At 71.6% G+C, this 15,248-nt stretch carries 13 protein-coding genes and 1 pseudogene; 10 read left to right on the forward strand and 4 right to left on the reverse strand.

The features are described from left to right. Positions 1 to 97: 97 nt before the first annotated feature. Together LNW72_RS13225 and LNW72_RS13230 are read left to right on the forward strand one after the other, a co-directional pair. Entirely contained in the window at positions 98 to 1,165 is a 1,068-nt protein-coding gene (locus tag LNW72_RS13225) for an ATP-binding cassette domain-containing protein (protein WP_250975590.1), read from the forward strand. Next, positions 1,162 to 1,991, forward strand: a pseudogene (locus LNW72_RS13230) (ABC transporter permease). The gene LNW72_RS13225 and the pseudogene LNW72_RS13230 overlap by 4 nt, the downstream one beginning before the upstream one ends. A gap of 49 nt (positions 1,992 to 2,040) precedes the next feature. Here the strand turns inward: LNW72_RS13230 and LNW72_RS13235 are convergent. Further along, the gene (locus LNW72_RS13235; RefSeq protein WP_250975591.1) at positions 2,041 to 5,400 is read right to left on the reverse strand and encodes a BTAD domain-containing putative transcriptional regulator; all 3,360 of its coding nucleotides are present in this window, start codon (positions 5,398 to 5,400) and stop codon (positions 2,041 to 2,043) included. Positions 5,401 to 5,468: 68 nt separating this feature from the next. Between LNW72_RS13235 and LNW72_RS13240 the strand changes: the two genes are divergently transcribed. After that, positions 5,469 to 6,239, forward strand: coding sequence for a site-2 protease family protein (locus tag LNW72_RS13240; protein ID WP_250975592.1), 771 nt, complete (start codon positions 5,469 to 5,471; stop codon positions 6,237 to 6,239). Here the strand turns inward: LNW72_RS13240 and LNW72_RS13245 are convergent. Continuing rightward, positions 6,209 to 6,409, reverse strand: a complete 201-nt coding sequence (locus LNW72_RS13245) for a hypothetical protein (protein WP_250975593.1) — start codon at positions 6,407 to 6,409, stop codon at positions 6,209 to 6,211. The two genes, LNW72_RS13240 and LNW72_RS13245, sit on opposite strands and share 31 nt — an antisense overlap. Positions 6,410 to 6,498: 89 nt before the next feature. Continuing rightward, a complete protein-coding gene (gene npdG, locus LNW72_RS13250; protein WP_250975594.1) occupies positions 6,499 to 7,260 on the reverse strand; it encodes an NADPH-dependent F420 reductase in 762 nt (253 codons plus the stop codon). Positions 7,261 to 7,358: 98 nt separating this feature from the next. Here npdG and LNW72_RS13255 point away from each other — a divergent pair, with 98 nt between their 5' ends. Together LNW72_RS13255 and LNW72_RS13260 are read left to right on the forward strand one after the other, a co-directional pair. Beyond that, the gene (locus tag LNW72_RS13255) at positions 7,359 to 8,042 is read left to right on the forward strand and encodes a hypothetical protein (RefSeq protein WP_250975595.1); all 684 of its coding nucleotides are present in this window, start codon (positions 7,359 to 7,361) and stop codon (positions 8,040 to 8,042) included. Between the two features lie 188 nt (positions 8,043 to 8,230). Continuing rightward, positions 8,231 to 9,547 (forward strand): MFS transporter, encoded by a 1,317-nt coding sequence (locus tag LNW72_RS13260; protein WP_250980136.1) that lies wholly within the window; start codon positions 8,231 to 8,233, stop codon positions 9,545 to 9,547. Between the two features lie 60 nt (positions 9,548 to 9,607). Here the strand turns inward: LNW72_RS13260 and LNW72_RS13265 are convergent, their stop codons facing one another. Beyond that, positions 9,608 to 9,856: a hypothetical protein gene (locus LNW72_RS13265; protein WP_138353788.1), complete on the reverse strand. Its 249-nt coding sequence runs from the start codon at positions 9,854 to 9,856 to the stop codon at positions 9,608 to 9,610. A gap of 67 nt (positions 9,857 to 9,923) precedes the next feature. Between LNW72_RS13265 and map the strand changes: the two genes are divergently transcribed. The 5 genes from map to LNW72_RS13290 all read left to right on the forward strand — a co-directional run bounded on the left by map (position 9,924) and on the right by LNW72_RS13290 (position 15,242). After that, positions 9,924 to 10,781, forward strand: coding sequence for a type I methionyl aminopeptidase (gene map, locus LNW72_RS13270; RefSeq protein WP_250975596.1), 858 nt, complete (start codon positions 9,924 to 9,926; stop codon positions 10,779 to 10,781). A gap of 168 nt (positions 10,782 to 10,949) precedes the next feature. Beyond that, on the forward strand, positions 10,950 to 12,080 hold the full coding sequence (gene efeO / locus LNW72_RS13275; protein ID WP_250975597.1) for an iron uptake system protein EfeO: 1,131 nt from the start codon (positions 10,950 to 10,952) through the stop codon (positions 12,078 to 12,080). Between the two features lie 11 nt (positions 12,081 to 12,091). Next, complete coding sequence (efeB, locus tag LNW72_RS13280) at positions 12,092 to 13,414, forward strand: iron uptake transporter deferrochelatase/peroxidase subunit (protein ID WP_250975598.1); 1,323 nt, start codon at positions 12,092 to 12,094, stop codon at positions 13,412 to 13,414. 6 nt (positions 13,415 to 13,420) lie between these two features. Then, complete coding sequence (efeU, locus tag LNW72_RS13285; protein ID WP_250975599.1) at positions 13,421 to 14,383, forward strand: iron uptake transporter permease EfeU; 963 nt, start codon at positions 13,421 to 13,423, stop codon at positions 14,381 to 14,383. Then, on the forward strand, positions 14,265 to 15,242 hold the full coding sequence (locus LNW72_RS13290; RefSeq protein ID WP_250975600.1) for a hypothetical protein: 978 nt from the start codon (positions 14,265 to 14,267) through the stop codon (positions 15,240 to 15,242). Before efeU ends, LNW72_RS13290 begins: the two co-directional genes overlap by 119 nt. Positions 15,243 to 15,248: the final 6 nt, after the last annotated feature.

A 15,248-nucleotide genomic window follows, 5' to 3' on the forward strand; every position in this document is an offset into this window, starting at 1 on the left:
CACCGTGTCATCGCCGTGTGATCGCGGTGTCAGCCCGGTGGGGGCGGTGTCGGTGGCATGTCGGTCCGCTGTCAGTGAGGCCCGCCATGGTTGACACATGACGACGCGACAGAGTGACAAGTTGGGCGCCGCCGTCGAGGTACGGGGGCTGGTCAAGCACTATGGCGAGACGAAAGCCCTGGACGGTGTCGACCTCGACGTTCGGCAGGGCACCGTGCTCGGTGTGCTGGGGCCGAACGGGGCCGGAAAGACGACGCTGGTACGGGTGCTGTCCACCCTGATCCAGCCGGACGCGGGCAGTGCCCGGGTCGCCGGATACGACGTACTCAGGCAGCCGCGGCAGCTGCGCCGGGTGATCGGTCTGACCGGGCAGTACGCCTCGGTGGACGAGAAGCTCTCCGGCCGGGAGAACCTCTACATGATCGGGCGGCTGCTCGATCTGTCCCGCAAGGACGCGCGGTCCCGCGCCGACGGGCTGCTGGAGCGGTTCTCGCTCACCGAGGCCGCCAAGCGGCCGGCGAGCGGGTACTCCGGCGGCATGCGGCGCCGGCTCGACCTCGCGGCCTCCATGATCGGCAACCCGTCGGTGCTCTATCTGGACGAGCCGACGACGGGCCTGGACCCGCGCACCCGCAACGAGGTGTGGGCCGAGGTCAAGCGGATGGTCGCCGAGGGCGCGACGGTCCTGCTGACCACGCAGTACATGGAGGAGGCCGAGCAGCTCGCCGACGAGCTGACGGTCATCGACCGCGGCCGGGTGATCGCCAACGGCCGGGTGGCCGAGCTCAAGGCCAAGGTCGGCGGGCGGACCCTGCAGATCCGGCCGAGCGACACGCTGACGCTGCCCGCGATGTCGGCGGCGCTCGCCGACGCGGGTCTCGACGGGGTGGCCGGCGCCACCGTCGACCACGCGGAGGGCGTGCTCAATGTGCCGATCCTCAGCGACGAGCAACTGACCGCGGTGGTCGGGCTGCTGGGCACCCGCGGTTTCGGCATCGCCGGGATAGGGACCCATCTCCCCAGCCTGGACGAGGTGTTCCTCTCCATCACCGGCCAGAAGCCGGACCAGGACGGGCCGTCCGGCAGCGCCGGGCAGGCCGTTCCCGGCGAGCAGTCCGGGTCCGTCACCGAGAAGTCCGACGCAGAACAGGGGGTAGCGGCATGAGCGCCGCAGTCATCACCACCACCGCGCCCGCCAAGGCGCAGTCACACGAGGGCCGGATAGGGTTCCGGGCCAATCTGCGGCACATCGGGGCGCTCGCGCGCCGCAACATGCTGCAGATCAAGGAAGACCCGGAGTCGATGTTCGACGCCGTGCTGATGCCGATCATCTTCACGCTGCTGTTCGTCTTCGTCTTCGGCGGCGCGATCTCCGGCAAGGGCCATCAGCAGGAGTACGTGAACTACGTGGTCCCCGGCCTGATGGCGATGATGGGCATGAACATCTCGATGGCCGTCGGCAGCGGTGTCAACCAGGACTTCAACACCGGTGTGATGGACCGCTTCCGCACCATGCCGATCGCCCGCTCCTCGGTGCTGATCGCCAAGATCGTCGTGGAGATCGGCCGGATGCTGGTCGCCACCACGATTCTGCTGATCATGGGATTCATCCTCGGCCTGTCGATCTCCACGTCCGTGTTCCACCTGCTGGCCGCGGTCGCGCTCTCGATGGTCTTCGGGGCTTCACTCATGTGGATCTTCATCCTGCTCGGGCTGACGATGAAGACCGCGCAGGCCGTACAGGGGTGGCCATGCTCGTCCTGATGCCGCTGCAGTTCGGATCGTCGATCTTCGCACCGACGACGACGATGCCGGGCTGGCTGCAGAACTTCACCGATGTCAATCCGCTGTCGAACCTGGCGGACTCCGCGCGGAACCTGATGAACGGCGGGCCCGTCGCCCACTCCGTCCTGGTCACCCTGGCCTGGTCGGTCGGCATCACGCTGGTGACGGCGCCGCTGGCCATCCGCAAGTTCCGCACCAAGACCTGACCGGCACCCGCCGGCCCGGTCCGGGCCGGCACCCGTGGCAGAACCCGTGTCAGTCCTCGGCACGCATCAGGGCGATGGTCTCCATGGCGGAGAGGCCATCGCCCTCGGCGTACGCGACGTCGTACGCGGCATCGCCGATCAGCGCCCGCAGGGCCTGCTCGGCCTCCGCCAGTTCCAGCCGCTCCAGCGGGGAGGGGGTGGTGGGCCGCAGCCGGTCGTGCGCGCCGAGGATGGTCGCGGCCCGGCCGGCGAACGCCGCCGACTCCTGCGGGGTGGCCGCCGAGGACGCCTTGGCGACCAGGATCGCCTCCGCCACCGGCACCAGCAGCATGCCGATCCGCGGCGCGATGACCTCGGTCAGCGTGCTGCTGCCCAACTCCTCGAGCCCCTCGCGCAGCAGCGCCAGGCCCCCGTCGGGGTCGCCGCTCCGGCAGGTCAGCCAGCCCTTGATCCCGCGCAGCATTCCCTGGATGAACGTCGGGACGCCGACCGGCGGGACGGCCAGCATCTCGTCGACCAGGGCGTGGCCCTCGTCGAGGTCCCCCCGGCGGGCCAGCATCGCGCAGAGCAGGACGCGCCCGTAGAAGGCGGAGCCGCCCGCGGCGGGACCGATCTCGTCGGCGTCCTCGATCGCCGCCCGGAGCATCGTCTCGCCCGCTTCGGCGTCCCCGATGTTGACGATCATGTCGGCGAGCCGCACCTTGAGCAGCGGCACCTGCTGGTGCGAACCCAGCTCCCGGGCCATCGTGATCGCCTCGCGGCAGCACTCGGCCGAGCGCTCCCACTGACCGCTGTTCGAGCACGCCTCGGCCTCGGCGGCGAGCGCCTCGGTCATCCCCCAGCGGTCGCCGACCTGCGCGAACAGCTCCCGGCTCTCCCGGACGTCGGCCATCGACTGGTCGAGCTTCTCCGTCACGTCGTTGAGCGTCTTGGCCCGGATCTGCAGGGCGAACGCCAGCTCCCAGGGCCCGCCGAACTCGCGGCAGCTCAGCACCAGGTTGTCCGCGAGCTCCGGCAGCCGCTCGAACTCCCCGGACAGGAAGGCCGCGAAGGGACTCATCAGTCCCGGCCGCCGGGCGGTCTGCGGCAGGTGCGGCGGATAGGCCTCGATGATCGCCCGGCCGATCCTGGCGACCTCGGGCTCGCCCCAACGGGTCTCCATGCCGCCTTCGTTGGTGACGAACCGCATCATCCGCACCCAGCGCCGCGCCTCGTCCAGCTGCTCCCGGCCCATCGGCGGCGGCGTCTCGAGCGGCCCGCGCTCCACCGGTTCCAGCACGGGCGGTTCGTCGAAGGGGTCGGGTCCCAGTGCCGCAACGGCGGCCGGCCAGGTCAGCTGCTCGGTGTAGTAGTTGCGCATCTCCCAGAACCAGCCGCAGGCCAGCAGCAGGTACAGCGCCTCCTGCTCGTCGCCCAGCTCGACGGCGCGGCGCAGCGCGACCCGCAGGTTCTCGTGCTCGCGCTCCACCCGTGCCAGCCACAGCAGTTGCTCGGAGCCGCGCAGCTTCGGGTCGGCGATGCGGATGTACTCGCGGAAGCAGCGCAGATGGCGGCCCTCGACGACCGCGCGCTCACCGGACTCGTCGAGCCGCTCGGCCGCGTACTCGGCGATGGTCTCCAGCATCCGGTAGCGGGCGCCGTCGTCGGTGAGGTCGGCGAGGACCAGCGACTTGTCGACGAGCGACCCGAGCAGCGCCGCGGCGTCGGCGGCGTCGATCCCGTCGCCGGAGCACACCTCCTCGACGGCCTCCAGCGTCCAGCCGCCCGCGAAGACCGCGAGCCGGCGCAGCAGGCTCCGTTCCGCCGGGTCCAGCAGGTCCCAGCTCCAGTCGACGACCGCGCGCAGCGTCTGCTGGCGCGGCAGTACGGTCCTGCTCCCGCCGGTGAGCAGCCGGAACCGGTCGTCGAGCCGGTTGGCGAGCTGGCGCGGTGTGAGGCTGCGCAGCCGGGCGGCGGCCAGTTCGATGGCGAGCGGCAGCCCGTCGAGCCGGCGGCACAGTTCGGCGCACGCGACCGGGTCGTCCTCCACCGTGAACCCGGGCCGGGCGGCGGCGCCCCGGTCGGCGAGCAGCCGCAGGGCGAACGGGTCCGGCAGCGGGTCCAGCGGCCTGAGCCGTTCACCGGGGACGCCCAGCGGTTCGCGGCTGGTGGCGAGGATCGTGACGTCCGGGCAGTGCGCGAGGAGCTGCTCCGCGAGGGCGGCGGCCGCGCCGATGACGTGTTCGCAGTTGTCGAGCACCAGCAGCAGGCTGCGGCTCGCGCAGTACTCCGCGAGCATCCTGGCCGGGTCCTTGGTCTTGCCCTCCGCACCCAGCGCCTGCTCCGTCACGCTGGCGGGGTGCAGCAGCGTCTCGCGCAGGCCGAGCGAGGTGAGCACCGCCTCGGGGACCGTCCGCGGATCGCTGACCGGTGCGAGTTCCGCGTACCAGACGCCGTCGGGCCAGCGGTCGCGGAGCAGGTCGCCGGTCTCCTGCGACAGCCGGGTCTTGCCGGTGCCGCCGGGTCCGGTGAGGGTGACCAGCCGGGCCGCGGCCAGGTCCTCGCGGATCGCGTCGAGTTCGGCCGACCGGCCGACGAAGCTGGTGAGGCGGGCGCGGGCGTTGCCGGAGCGGCGGGCGGCGGGCACGGGCGGCGGCCCGGGAGCGGGCTCGGCACCCGCCGGGAGCGCCGGTTCCCGGCCACTGTCCTGCGCCGGGTTCAGCAGTTCGGTGTGCAGCGCGCGCAGTTCGGCGCTCGGGTCGGTGCCCAGCTCGTCGGCGAGGTCACGGCGGACGTCCTCGTACGCGGTGAGCGCGTCGGCGGTGCGGCCGGCGTCGCGCAACGCCCGGATGTGCAGGGCGCGGAGCGACTCGTTGAGCGGATGGGCGGCGGCGAGGCCGGCGAGTTCGGGCAGCTGCTGGGCCGCGCGGCCGAGCGCGAGCCCCGCGGTGAGGCGCAGCCGGACCGCCTCCAGCCGCAGTTCCTCGCAGCGCACCGCGAGCGTGTCCCGGTCGGGCAGATCGGCGAACGCCGCTCCCCGCCACAGTGCGAGGGCGTCCTCCAGCAGGTCGGAGGCCTTCACCGGGTCGCCGTCGGCCAGCGCCCGGCCGCCCTCGTCCACCAGCCGCTCGAAGCGGTGCGCGTCGACCGCCTCGGGAGCGGCGCACAGCCGGTACCCGCCGTCGGCGGAACCGATGGCGTCATGGCCGATGGCCCGGCGCAGCCGCGCGACCAGCGCCTGGAGCGCTCCGGACGCGTTCGCCGGCGGATCGTCCGCCCACAATTCGTCGATCAGGGCCTCTGCGGTTATCAGCCGCCCGGGGCGCAGGGCCAGCGCGGTCAGCAGCGCGCGCAGGCGCAGCCCCGCGAGCGGGACGGGGGTACCGTCGTCGCGGAATGCCTGAGTGGTGCCGAGGATCGCGTAACGCACGCCCCCATCTTGCCCTCAATCACGGGACAGGCTTGTAAATTACGGCCGCCCGGCGACATGATCCCCGTATGAGCAGCACAGACACCCGCAGTGACCACCGGATCAGCCCGATCTTTCTGGGGATCGCGGCGGTCATGGCCGTATCCGGCTGGGCGGTGTGGAGCGGCTTCTCGTCGAGCCCCGGCTTCGCCGTCTTCCTCTTCGTGGTCTCCGGGTGGGTCGTCTCGCTGTGCCTGCACGAGTACGCCCACGCCCGCACGGCGCTGCACAGCGGCGACATCACGATAGGCGCCAAGGGCTATCTGACCCTCAACCCGCTGAAGTACACGCACGCGCTGCTCAGCATCGTGCTGCCGGTGCTCTTCGTGATCATGGGCGGCATCGGGCTGCCCGGCGGCGCGGTCTTCATCGAGCGGGGCCGGATCCAGGGGCGCTGGAAGCACAGTCTGATCTCGGCGGCCGGGCCGCTGATGAACGTGCTCTTCGCGATCGTCCTGATGCTGCCGTTCGCCTTCGGCGCGACGGACTCGTGGCCGGTCGGCTTCCTGGCGGCGTTCGCGTTCCTGGCGATGCTCCAGGTGACGGCGGCGGTGCTGAACCTGCTGCCGGTGCCGGGGCTCGACGGCTACGGGATCATCGAGCCGTGGCTGTCGTACGACTTCCGCCGGCAGGTGGAGCCGTTCGCGCAGTTCGGTCTGCTGGCGGTCTTCGGGTGCCTGTGGATCCCCGAGGTGAACGTGGCGTTCTTCGACTTCGTCTACACCGTGATGGGCTGGTTCGACGTCCCGGAGGGCGCGATCAGGTACGGCTACACGCTCTTCAGGTTCTGGTCGTCCTGAGCCCTGGCGTCGGCCTTCGCCTTGCGCACGTAGTACCAGCACATGTTGCTGGACAGGCCCGCCAGCAGGATCCAGACGATGCCGGTCCAGCTGCCGTTCGCGAAGGAGACGACGGCCGCGGCGACCGTGAGCAGGAACACGGCGAGGGCGTAGACGGCGAGGCGGGGCATGGGGAGGAGCTCCTGTCCGGAAACCGGTGACATACGGTCCTGACGATTGTCCCCCACACCCCGCCGTGCCCCACGACCCGCCCGTCGCGCTACTTCGACGACACGGCCTGGACGTCGGTGACGCGCAGCCCGGCGTGGGCCTTGTAGCGGCGGTTCACCGAGATCAGGTTGGCGACCAGCGACTCGACCTGGTGCGCGTTGCGCAGCCGGCCCGCGAAGACGCCGCGCATCCCCGGGATGCGGGCGGCCAGTGCCTGGACCAGGTCGGTGTCCGCGCGGACCTCGCCCAGCACCATCACATCGGTGTCGATCTCCGCGATCTCCGGGTCGGAGAGCAGGACCGCCGACAGGTGGTGGAAGGCCGCGGTCACCCGGGACTCCGGGAGCAGCGCGGCGGCCTGCTGGGCGGCGCTGCCCTCCTCGGGCTTCAGCGCGTAGGCGCCCTGCTTGTCGAAGCCCAGCGGGTTGACGCAGTCGACGACGAGCTTGCCCGCCAGGTCCGCACGGAGCGACTCCAGGGTCTTGGCATGCCCGTCCCACGGCACCGCCACGATCACGATGTCGCTGCGCCGGGCGCACTCCGCGTTGTCCAGGCCCTCCACGCCGAGCCCCAGCTCGTCGGCGGCGGTCTGCGCGCGTTCCGCGTTCCGCGATCCGATGATCACCTTCTGCCCGGCCTTCGCCAGCCGGTACGCGAGCCCGCGGCCCTGGTCGCCGGTGCCGCCGAGGACGCCGACCACCAGGCCGGACACGTCCGGCAGGTCCCAGGGGTCCTTGGCCGGTGCCTTGGCGGGCGCGGGGGCGGCGGGAGCGGTCCCGGGGGTGCTGTTCACATCGTCAGGGGAAGTCATGCGGGCGATCCTGCCACGCCCCGCGAACCGCCACTCGTTACGGGGGAAGTGCGGCGAGCTGACCCGCGCTGTGCCGCCGGTCCGGCAGGATGCCCGGCATGGACGCGGTACGGGTGGCGCTGTTGCGGGAAGTACTGGCGGGGACCGAGTGGCTCCAGACCACCCGGTCCTTCGCGGGGTCGCTGCGGGCCTCGGTGCACCGGCGGCCCGGCGGACTGCTGCTGGTGGGGACCCGGGGTTACGAGCCCTGGCATCTGGCGGCGCACCTGGACGACGAGGCGGCGTGGAGCGGGCTGACCGGGCTGTCCCCGACGCTGGTGCGGTTCCGGATTCCGGCGGGGGCGCCCGCGCATCTGGCCGTGGGACTGCGGCGGCTGGAGGCCGCGCGGCGCGGGGAGACGGTGTTCGTGGTCAGCCCGGAGGCGCCGGGGGCCGCGCTCCTGGAGCGGGTGGCGGACGCCCGCCGGGCCGGCGCGACGGTGCTGGCGATGGACGCCGGAGACCCCGGACTGCACGAGCTGGCGCACGACGCGCTGACCGTACCGCTGGAAGCGGCAGCGGTCCGCGCTCCGGAAGCAGAGCCGGAACCGGACGCCGGGCCCCGCCCGGAAGCGGATCCACCGAGGGAGACCGCGCCGATGGGGATGGACCTGCTGCAGCACCTGGTGGCCGCCGCGGCCGGGGAGAACAGCCTGCCGGCCGCCCGCCGCCACGGCTCGTTCCGCGACCGGCTGGCGCGGCTGGCAGATCAGCTGACGTCACCGCCGCCGGCCCGCTGGTAGCGGAGCACGGCAGCGGTCCTCGAGCACCGCCCGCGAAGATCCGGACCGGGCCCAAAACCATTTGCCCCGCGCGGCCCGGAAGCGGAGCATGCACACCCGTGAACGACAGCCTTTCCGGCCCCGGCCCCGGCCGCGACCCCGAACCCGAACCCGACCTCGAACCCGACCCCGGCCCGCCCCCGTCCCGGCTGCGAGCGCTGCTCCCCGACCTGGCCCCGTGGCGCTCCTCCCGCGACTTCCGCCTCATGTGGATGGCCGGAGTCGTGACGGTCTTCGGCACCTTCCTCACCTTCGTCGCGCTGCCGGTGCAGATCAAGGAGCTGACCGGGTCGGCGGTCGCCGTCGGTGCGATCGGCGCCGTCGAGCTGGTGCCGCTGATCGTGTTCGGGCTGTACGGGGGCGCGCTCGCCGACGCCATGGACCGCCGGAAGCTGATCCTGTACAGCGAGGCCGCGCTCGGCCTGCTGTCGGCGCTGCTGCTGGCCAACACCCTGCTGCCGCATCCGATGGTGTGGCCGCTGTACGTGGTGGCGGCGATGTCGAGCGCCCTGACCGGGCTGCAGCGTCCGGCGCTGGACGCGATCGTGCCGCGGATCGTCGCGCACGACCAGCTGTCGGCCGCGGCGTCGCTGAACGCGCTGCGCTGGCAGGTCGGCGCCATCGCGGGACCGTCGCTCGCGGGGGTGCTCATCGCCTTCGCCGGACTGTCGTGGGCGTACGCGATCGACATCGGGACGTTCGCCGTCTCGGTCGGCCTGACCGTGGGGCTGCGGCCCTCGCCCCCGGCGCGCGACGCGGACAAGCCGTCGCTGCGCGGTATAGCGGAGGGCGCGCGCTACGCCTGGAGCCGTAAGGAACTGCTCGGCACGTACGCGATCGACATGGCGGCGATGTTCTTCGCCTTCCCCACCGCGATCTTCCCGTTCCTCGCCGACGACCTGCACGCGCCGTGGGCGCTGGGCCTGATGTACGCGGCCGGGTCGGTCGGCTCGCTCGTGGTCAGCATGACCAGCGGCTGGACGTCGCGGATCCACCGGCACGGCCGGCTGGTGGTGATCTCGGCGATCGGCTGGGGGCTGGCGATGGCGGTCGCCGGATGGATGGGGAACATCTGGCTGGTCCTGCTGATGCTGGCGGTCGCCGGCGGCTGCGACATGGTCAGTGCCCTCGGCCGGATGACGATGTGGAACCAGACGATCCCGGACGAGCTGCGCGGCCGGCTGGCCGGCATCGAGCTGCTGTCGTACTCGGTCGGGCCGCAGCTCGGCCAGGTCAGGGCCGGTGGCATGGCGGCGCTGACCAGCGCCCGTGCCTCGGTCTGGAGCGGCGGTGTGGCCTGTGTGGCGGCGGTGGGGCTGCTGGCCCTGGCCCTTCCGAAGCTGCTGTCGTACGACGCCCGCACCAACGAGCACGCCGTGCGGATGCGGAAGGCCCGGGCCGCACCCGCCGCCACGCCCGCCACGCCCGCCGGGTCGCCGGCGTCCGCGGCGGCCTCGGCGCTCTGACCCGGGGCCCGGAGTCCGCGGCCCGGAATCCCGGCCCCGGGACACCGGGTGGCCGGGACCTCAGGGACCGGACGGGCCGGGCTCGTCGTCCGGGCCCGCCTCCTTGTCGTGCCAGCGGGGGTCCGTCTCCCACTGGAGGTTGCGGTCGGCGGCCGTCTGCATCGCGTGCTCGGCCTCGGCACGGGTGGCGTAGGGGCCGAACCGGTCCTTGGCCGGGCAGTCGGGCCCTTCCTCGACCTTCTTGTGCTCCAGGCAGTAGAACCATTCGCCCGGCTTGCCGGCCGGCTTCTTCGCCCTGAACAGCGCCATGACTGCCTCCTGATGTACGAGTACCTGCCGCCAGCCTGCCCGATCGCCCGCCGATACACTCGTCGGCATGTCTGGTCAGTCGCTTCTCGTTCCCGGCAAGCTCTCCCCGCCGCGCCCGGTACCCTCCTCGATCCCCCGGCCCGAGTACGTGGGCAAGCCCGCGCCCACTCCGTACACCGGGCCGGAGGTGCAGGACGCCGAAACCGTCGAGAAGATGCGGATCGCGTCGCAGATCGCCGCGCGGGCGATGGTCGAGGCCGCCAAGCACATCGCTCCGGGGGTGACGACGGACGAGCTGGACCGTGTCGCGCACGAGTACATGTGCGACCACCGCGCCTACCCGTCGGATCTCGGCTACCGGGGCTTCCCGAAGTCGCTGTGCGCGTCGATCAACGAGGTCATCTGCCACGGCATCCCGGACTCGACCGAACTGCGCGACGGCGACATCGTGAACCTGGACGTGACCGCGTTCATCCACGGGGTGCACGGCGACACGAACGCCACGTACCTGTGCGGTGACGTCGACGAGGAGTCCCGGCTGCTGGTCGAGCGCACCGAGGAGTCGCTGAACCGGGCGATCAAGGCGGTCAAGCCCGGCCGGGCGATCAATGTGATCGGGCGGGTCATCGAGTCGTACGCCAAGCGCTTCGGCTACGGGGTGGTGCGGGACTTCACCGGGCACGGCATCAACACGTCGTTCCACTCCGGGCTGATCGTGCCGCACTACGACGCCCCGCACGCCACCACCGTGATCAAGCCGGGGATGACGTTCACCATCGAGCCGATGCTCACGCTGGGCACCCACGACTACGAGATCTGGGCGGACGGCTGGACGGTGGTCACCAAGGACCGCAAGCGCACCGCCCAGTTCGAGCACACCCTGGTCGTCACCGAAACCGGCGCAGAGGTGCTCACGCTGCCCTGACGGGAGCGGGGGCGCGCCGCGGCGCGCCCCCGCATGCGACCGGTGAGACCCGAATCACTGGACTTCATGCGACCCCGCGGGTACTACAAAGGCAAGGCTCAGATAAGTTAGGCCAGCCTCACCGGCCAATCCCCATCTTGAGCGTCCTTGAGCAGCCTGGAGCCACGTATGTCCGCAGCCCGTCTCTCCGTCGTCACCGCTGTCGCGGTCGTCGCCGCGCTCGCCGCTGTCAGCGGCTGCTCCGAGAAGACGGACGCCAAGGCGTCCGACGCGATCCAGGTCACCGCGACCGACGACTCCTGCAAGGTCTCGAAGACCAGCTTCCCGGCCGGGCACGTGAAGTTCGCGTTCGAGAACAAGGGCTCCAAGGTCAACGAGCTGTACGTCTACGCCCCGGGCGACAAGATCGTGACCGAGCGGGAGAACATCGGCCCCGGCACCAAGGCCGACATCTCCGCCGAGCTCAAGGCCGGCGACTACGAGGTCACCTGCAAGCCCGGGATGAAGGGCGACGGCCTGCGCACCAAGGTCAGCGCCACCGGCGCCGGCGCGCCGAAGAAGAACGACCCGCGGCTGGACACGGCCGTCGCCGAGTACCGCAAGTGGGCGCAGAGCGAGGCCGACGCCACGATCCCGAAGGTCAAGGTCTTCACCGACGCGGTCATCAAGGGCGACGTCGAGGGTGCGAAGGCGGCCTTCGCCCCGTCCCGCACCGGCTGGGAGTCCACCGAGCCGATAGCCGAGTCCTTCGGTGACATCGACCCGAAGACGGACACCCGCGAGGACGGCCTGGAGCCCGGCCAGAAGTGGACCGGCTGGCACAAGCTCGAGAAGTCCCTGTGGGTCACCAAGTCGATCTCCGCGGACGACAAGGCGCTCGCCGCGCAGCTCCTCACCGACCTCACCGGCTGGCAGAAGCGCGTCGGCACGGCGGAGATCACCCCGACCAGCATGGCCAACGGCGCCAAGGAGCTGCTGGACGAGGTCGCCACCGGCAAGGTCACCGGTGAGGAGGACCGCTACAGCCACACCGACCTGTCGGACTTCAAGGCCAACGTCGGCGGCGCGCAGAAGGCCTATGAGCTGCTCAAGCCGGTCGCCTCGCAGAACAACCCCGAGCTGGCCAAGGAACTGGACAAGCAGTTCACCGCGATCAACACGCTGCTCGACAAGTACCGGACCGGCGCCACCTTCGTCTCGTACGACACCGTGAACGCGGCCCAGCGCAAGGAGCTCTCGGACGGCGTCAACGCGCTGGCCGAGCCGCTCTCCAAGCTCGCCGCGGCCGTCGCGAAGTAACGGAGTCCCCCATGGCTGACGAGAACACCACCGAAGCGGGCGCCCCCCAGCAGGACGGGGCGGACCGGGACAGCACGGCGGAACGGGCCAGGGGCCCGGTCTCCCGGCGGGCCGTCATCGGCTGGACCGGCGCCGGCATCGCGCTCGGCGCGGCCGCCGCGGGTGGTGCCGCGGCGGCGGTGCGCACCGGCAACGACGTCCAGCCGGCCGCCTCCGCGGGCAATGTCATCGCGTTCCACGGCACGAACCAGGCCGGGATCACCACCCCGGTCCAGGACCGGCTGCACTTCGCTGCCTTCGACGTGAAGACCGACGACCGCGCGGAACTCGTCGCGCTGCTGAAGGAGTGGACGGCGGCGGCCGCCGCGATGACGGCCGGCAAGCCGGTCGGCGCGGGCGCCGTCGGCGGTCTGCCCGAGGCCCCGCCGGACGACACCGGCGAGGCGCTCGGCCTGCCGTCCTCCCGGCTGACCATCACCGTGGGCTTCGGCCCGACGCTGTTCGAGAAGGACGGCAAGGACCGCTTCGGCCTCAAGGCGCTGCGTCCCACCGCTCTCGTCGACCTGCCGGCGTTCCCGCACGACAACCTGGACGCGACCCGCAGCGGCGGCGACATCTGCGTCCAGGCGTGCGCGGACGACCCGCAGGTGGCCGTGCACGCGATCCGCAACCTGGCGCGCATCGGCTTCGGCAAGGTCGCCGTGCGCTGGTCGCAGCTGGGCTTCGGCAAGACGTCCTCGACGACGCCGGACGAGCAGACCCCGCGCAACCTGATGGGGTTCAAGGACGGTACGCACAACGTCGCGGGCAGCGACCGGGCCACGCAGGACGAGCACGTGTGGGCGGCCACGAAGGACGGCGCCGCCTGGATGGCCGGCGGCTCCTACCTCGTCGCCCGGCGCATCCGGATGCACATAGAGACCTGGGACCGCACTCCGCTCAAGGAGCAGGAGGACATCTTCGGGCGGAACAAGGGCGAGGGTGCGCCGGCCGGCAAGCAGCGCGAGCACGACACCCCGAACCTCAAGGCGATGCTGCCGACCGCGCACGTCCGCCTGGCGCACCCGGACAGCAACTCCGGGGTGACGATCCTGCGCCGCGGCTACTCCTTCACCGACGGCACGGACGGCCTCGGCCGGCTCGACGCCGGGCTGTTCTTCCTGGCCTACCAGCGCGATGTGCGCTCCGGCTTCATCCCGGTGCAGAACCGGCTGGCCAGGACCGACGCGCTCAACGAGTACATCCAGCACGTCGGTTCCGCGCACTTCGCCTGCCCTCCCGGCGTCCGCGACAGCGCCGACTGGTGGGGCCGCGGCCTCTTCGAAGGGAAGTGACCGGCGGTGATCGGTAACTATCTGATCGGGCTGCGCGAAGGGCTCGAAGCCAGCCTGGTCGTCTGCATCCTGATCGCGTACCTGGTGAAGTCCGGGCGCAGGGACACGCTGCTGCCGATGTGGGCCGGCGTCGCCGTGGCCATCGTCATCAGCGCCGCCTTCGGCGCGCTGCTGCAGTTCGGCTCCTCGTCGCTGGACTTCAAGGCGCAGGAGGCGCTCGGCGGTTCGCTGTCGATCCTCTCCGTCGGGCTGGTCACCTGGATGGTCTTCTGGATGCGGCGCACCGCGCGGCATCTCAAGCGCGAGCTGCACGGCAAGCTGGACGCCGCGCTCGCCATGGGGACCACCGCGATCGTCGCGACCGCGCTGCTGGCGGTCGGCCGCGAGGGCCTGGAGACCGCGCTGTTCGTCTGGGCCGCGGTGCAGGCCGCCGGTTCCGAGGACGGGTCGACGCAGCCGCTGATCGGTGTGGCGCTGGGCCTGGCCACCGCGGTGGTGCTCGGCTGGCTCTTCTACCGCGGCGCGCTGAAGATCAACCTGGCGAAGTTCTTCACCTGGACCGGCGCCATGCTGGTCGTGGTCGCGGCGGGCGTGCTCGCCTACGGCGTGCACGATCTGCAGGAGGCCGACTGGCTGCCCGGCCTCGGCTCGGTGGCCTTCGACATCAGTTCCACGATCCCCCAGGACAGCTGGTACGGCACCCTGTTGAAGGGCGTCCTCAACTTCCAGCCGGATCCGACCGTCGTCCAGGTCACGGTGTGGGCGCTGTATCTCGTACCGACGATGGCCTTCTTCCTCGCCCCCGGTAGGGTTGCGCCGACCGCAGCAGCCCCGAAGGAGCCGACGACCGATGACCCGCCGCAGGTTGTCCGTGACAGCCGCAGTTCTGCTGCTCGTGCTGATGCCGGTGACGGGGTGCGTGACCGTGCACGGGGAGCAGGCGCTCGTGCCGGCGGTGACGAAGGCTGAGGCCGCCAAGGCCCTCGACCGTTTCACCCGGCTCAACAACGACGCCAAGCGGAGCTATGACCCGGCGACGCTGGCGAAGGCCGAGACCGGCGCGCTCGGCGCGCTGGACCACGCGGGTCTGACGGCCCGGCACGCCAACCACCCGGAGGGCAATCCGCAGGCCGTGCCGCTCAAGCTCACCGACGCGCGCTTCCTGATACCGGAGCAGCGCGGCTGGCCCAAGTGGTTCGCCGCCGACACCGTCAGCAACGCCAGCGGCGACGCCCACTGGCTGCTGCTCTTCCAGCGGTCCGCCGTGAGCGAGCCGTGGAAGGCCTCGTACCTGGCGTTGATCGCCGCCGGCCGGATGCCGACGTTCGTTCTGGACCATGACGGGTACGCCGAGCCGGTGCCGCTGGACGGCTCCGGGCTGCTGGTCGAGCCCGGCCGGCTCAGCACCGCGTACACCTCGTATCTGCAGACCGGCACCGCGGCGACGCTGGCCTTCGCCGACGGCCCCCAGACCTCGCAGGTGCGCCAGCAGCGCCGCAAGGGCGCGAGCACCTCGGCCGCGGTCACCGAGTACGCCGATCAGCCGGTGGGCGCGGGCGAGTTCCCCCCGGTGGGGCTGCGGACCACGGACGGCGGGGCGCTGGTGTTCTTCGCCTCCCGCCACCAGTCGCGGCTGACCACGCCCGGCAAGCCGTTGAAGGTCGACGACCCGGACACCAAGGCGCTGATGACCGGCACCCCGAAGAACTCGGTCACGCTGATCCGGGTGGCGGAACAGGCCGTCACGGTCCCGCCGGCGAACGACGCCCAGGGGAAGGTCGTCTTCCTGAGCCGTCTGCTGGGTCTGGTCTCCGCCAAGGGCGAGTGAACCGGT

The organism is Streptomyces sp. RKAG293 (assembly GCF_023701745.1).
Classification (GTDB): domain Bacteria; phylum Actinomycetota; class Actinomycetes; order Streptomycetales; family Streptomycetaceae; genus Actinacidiphila.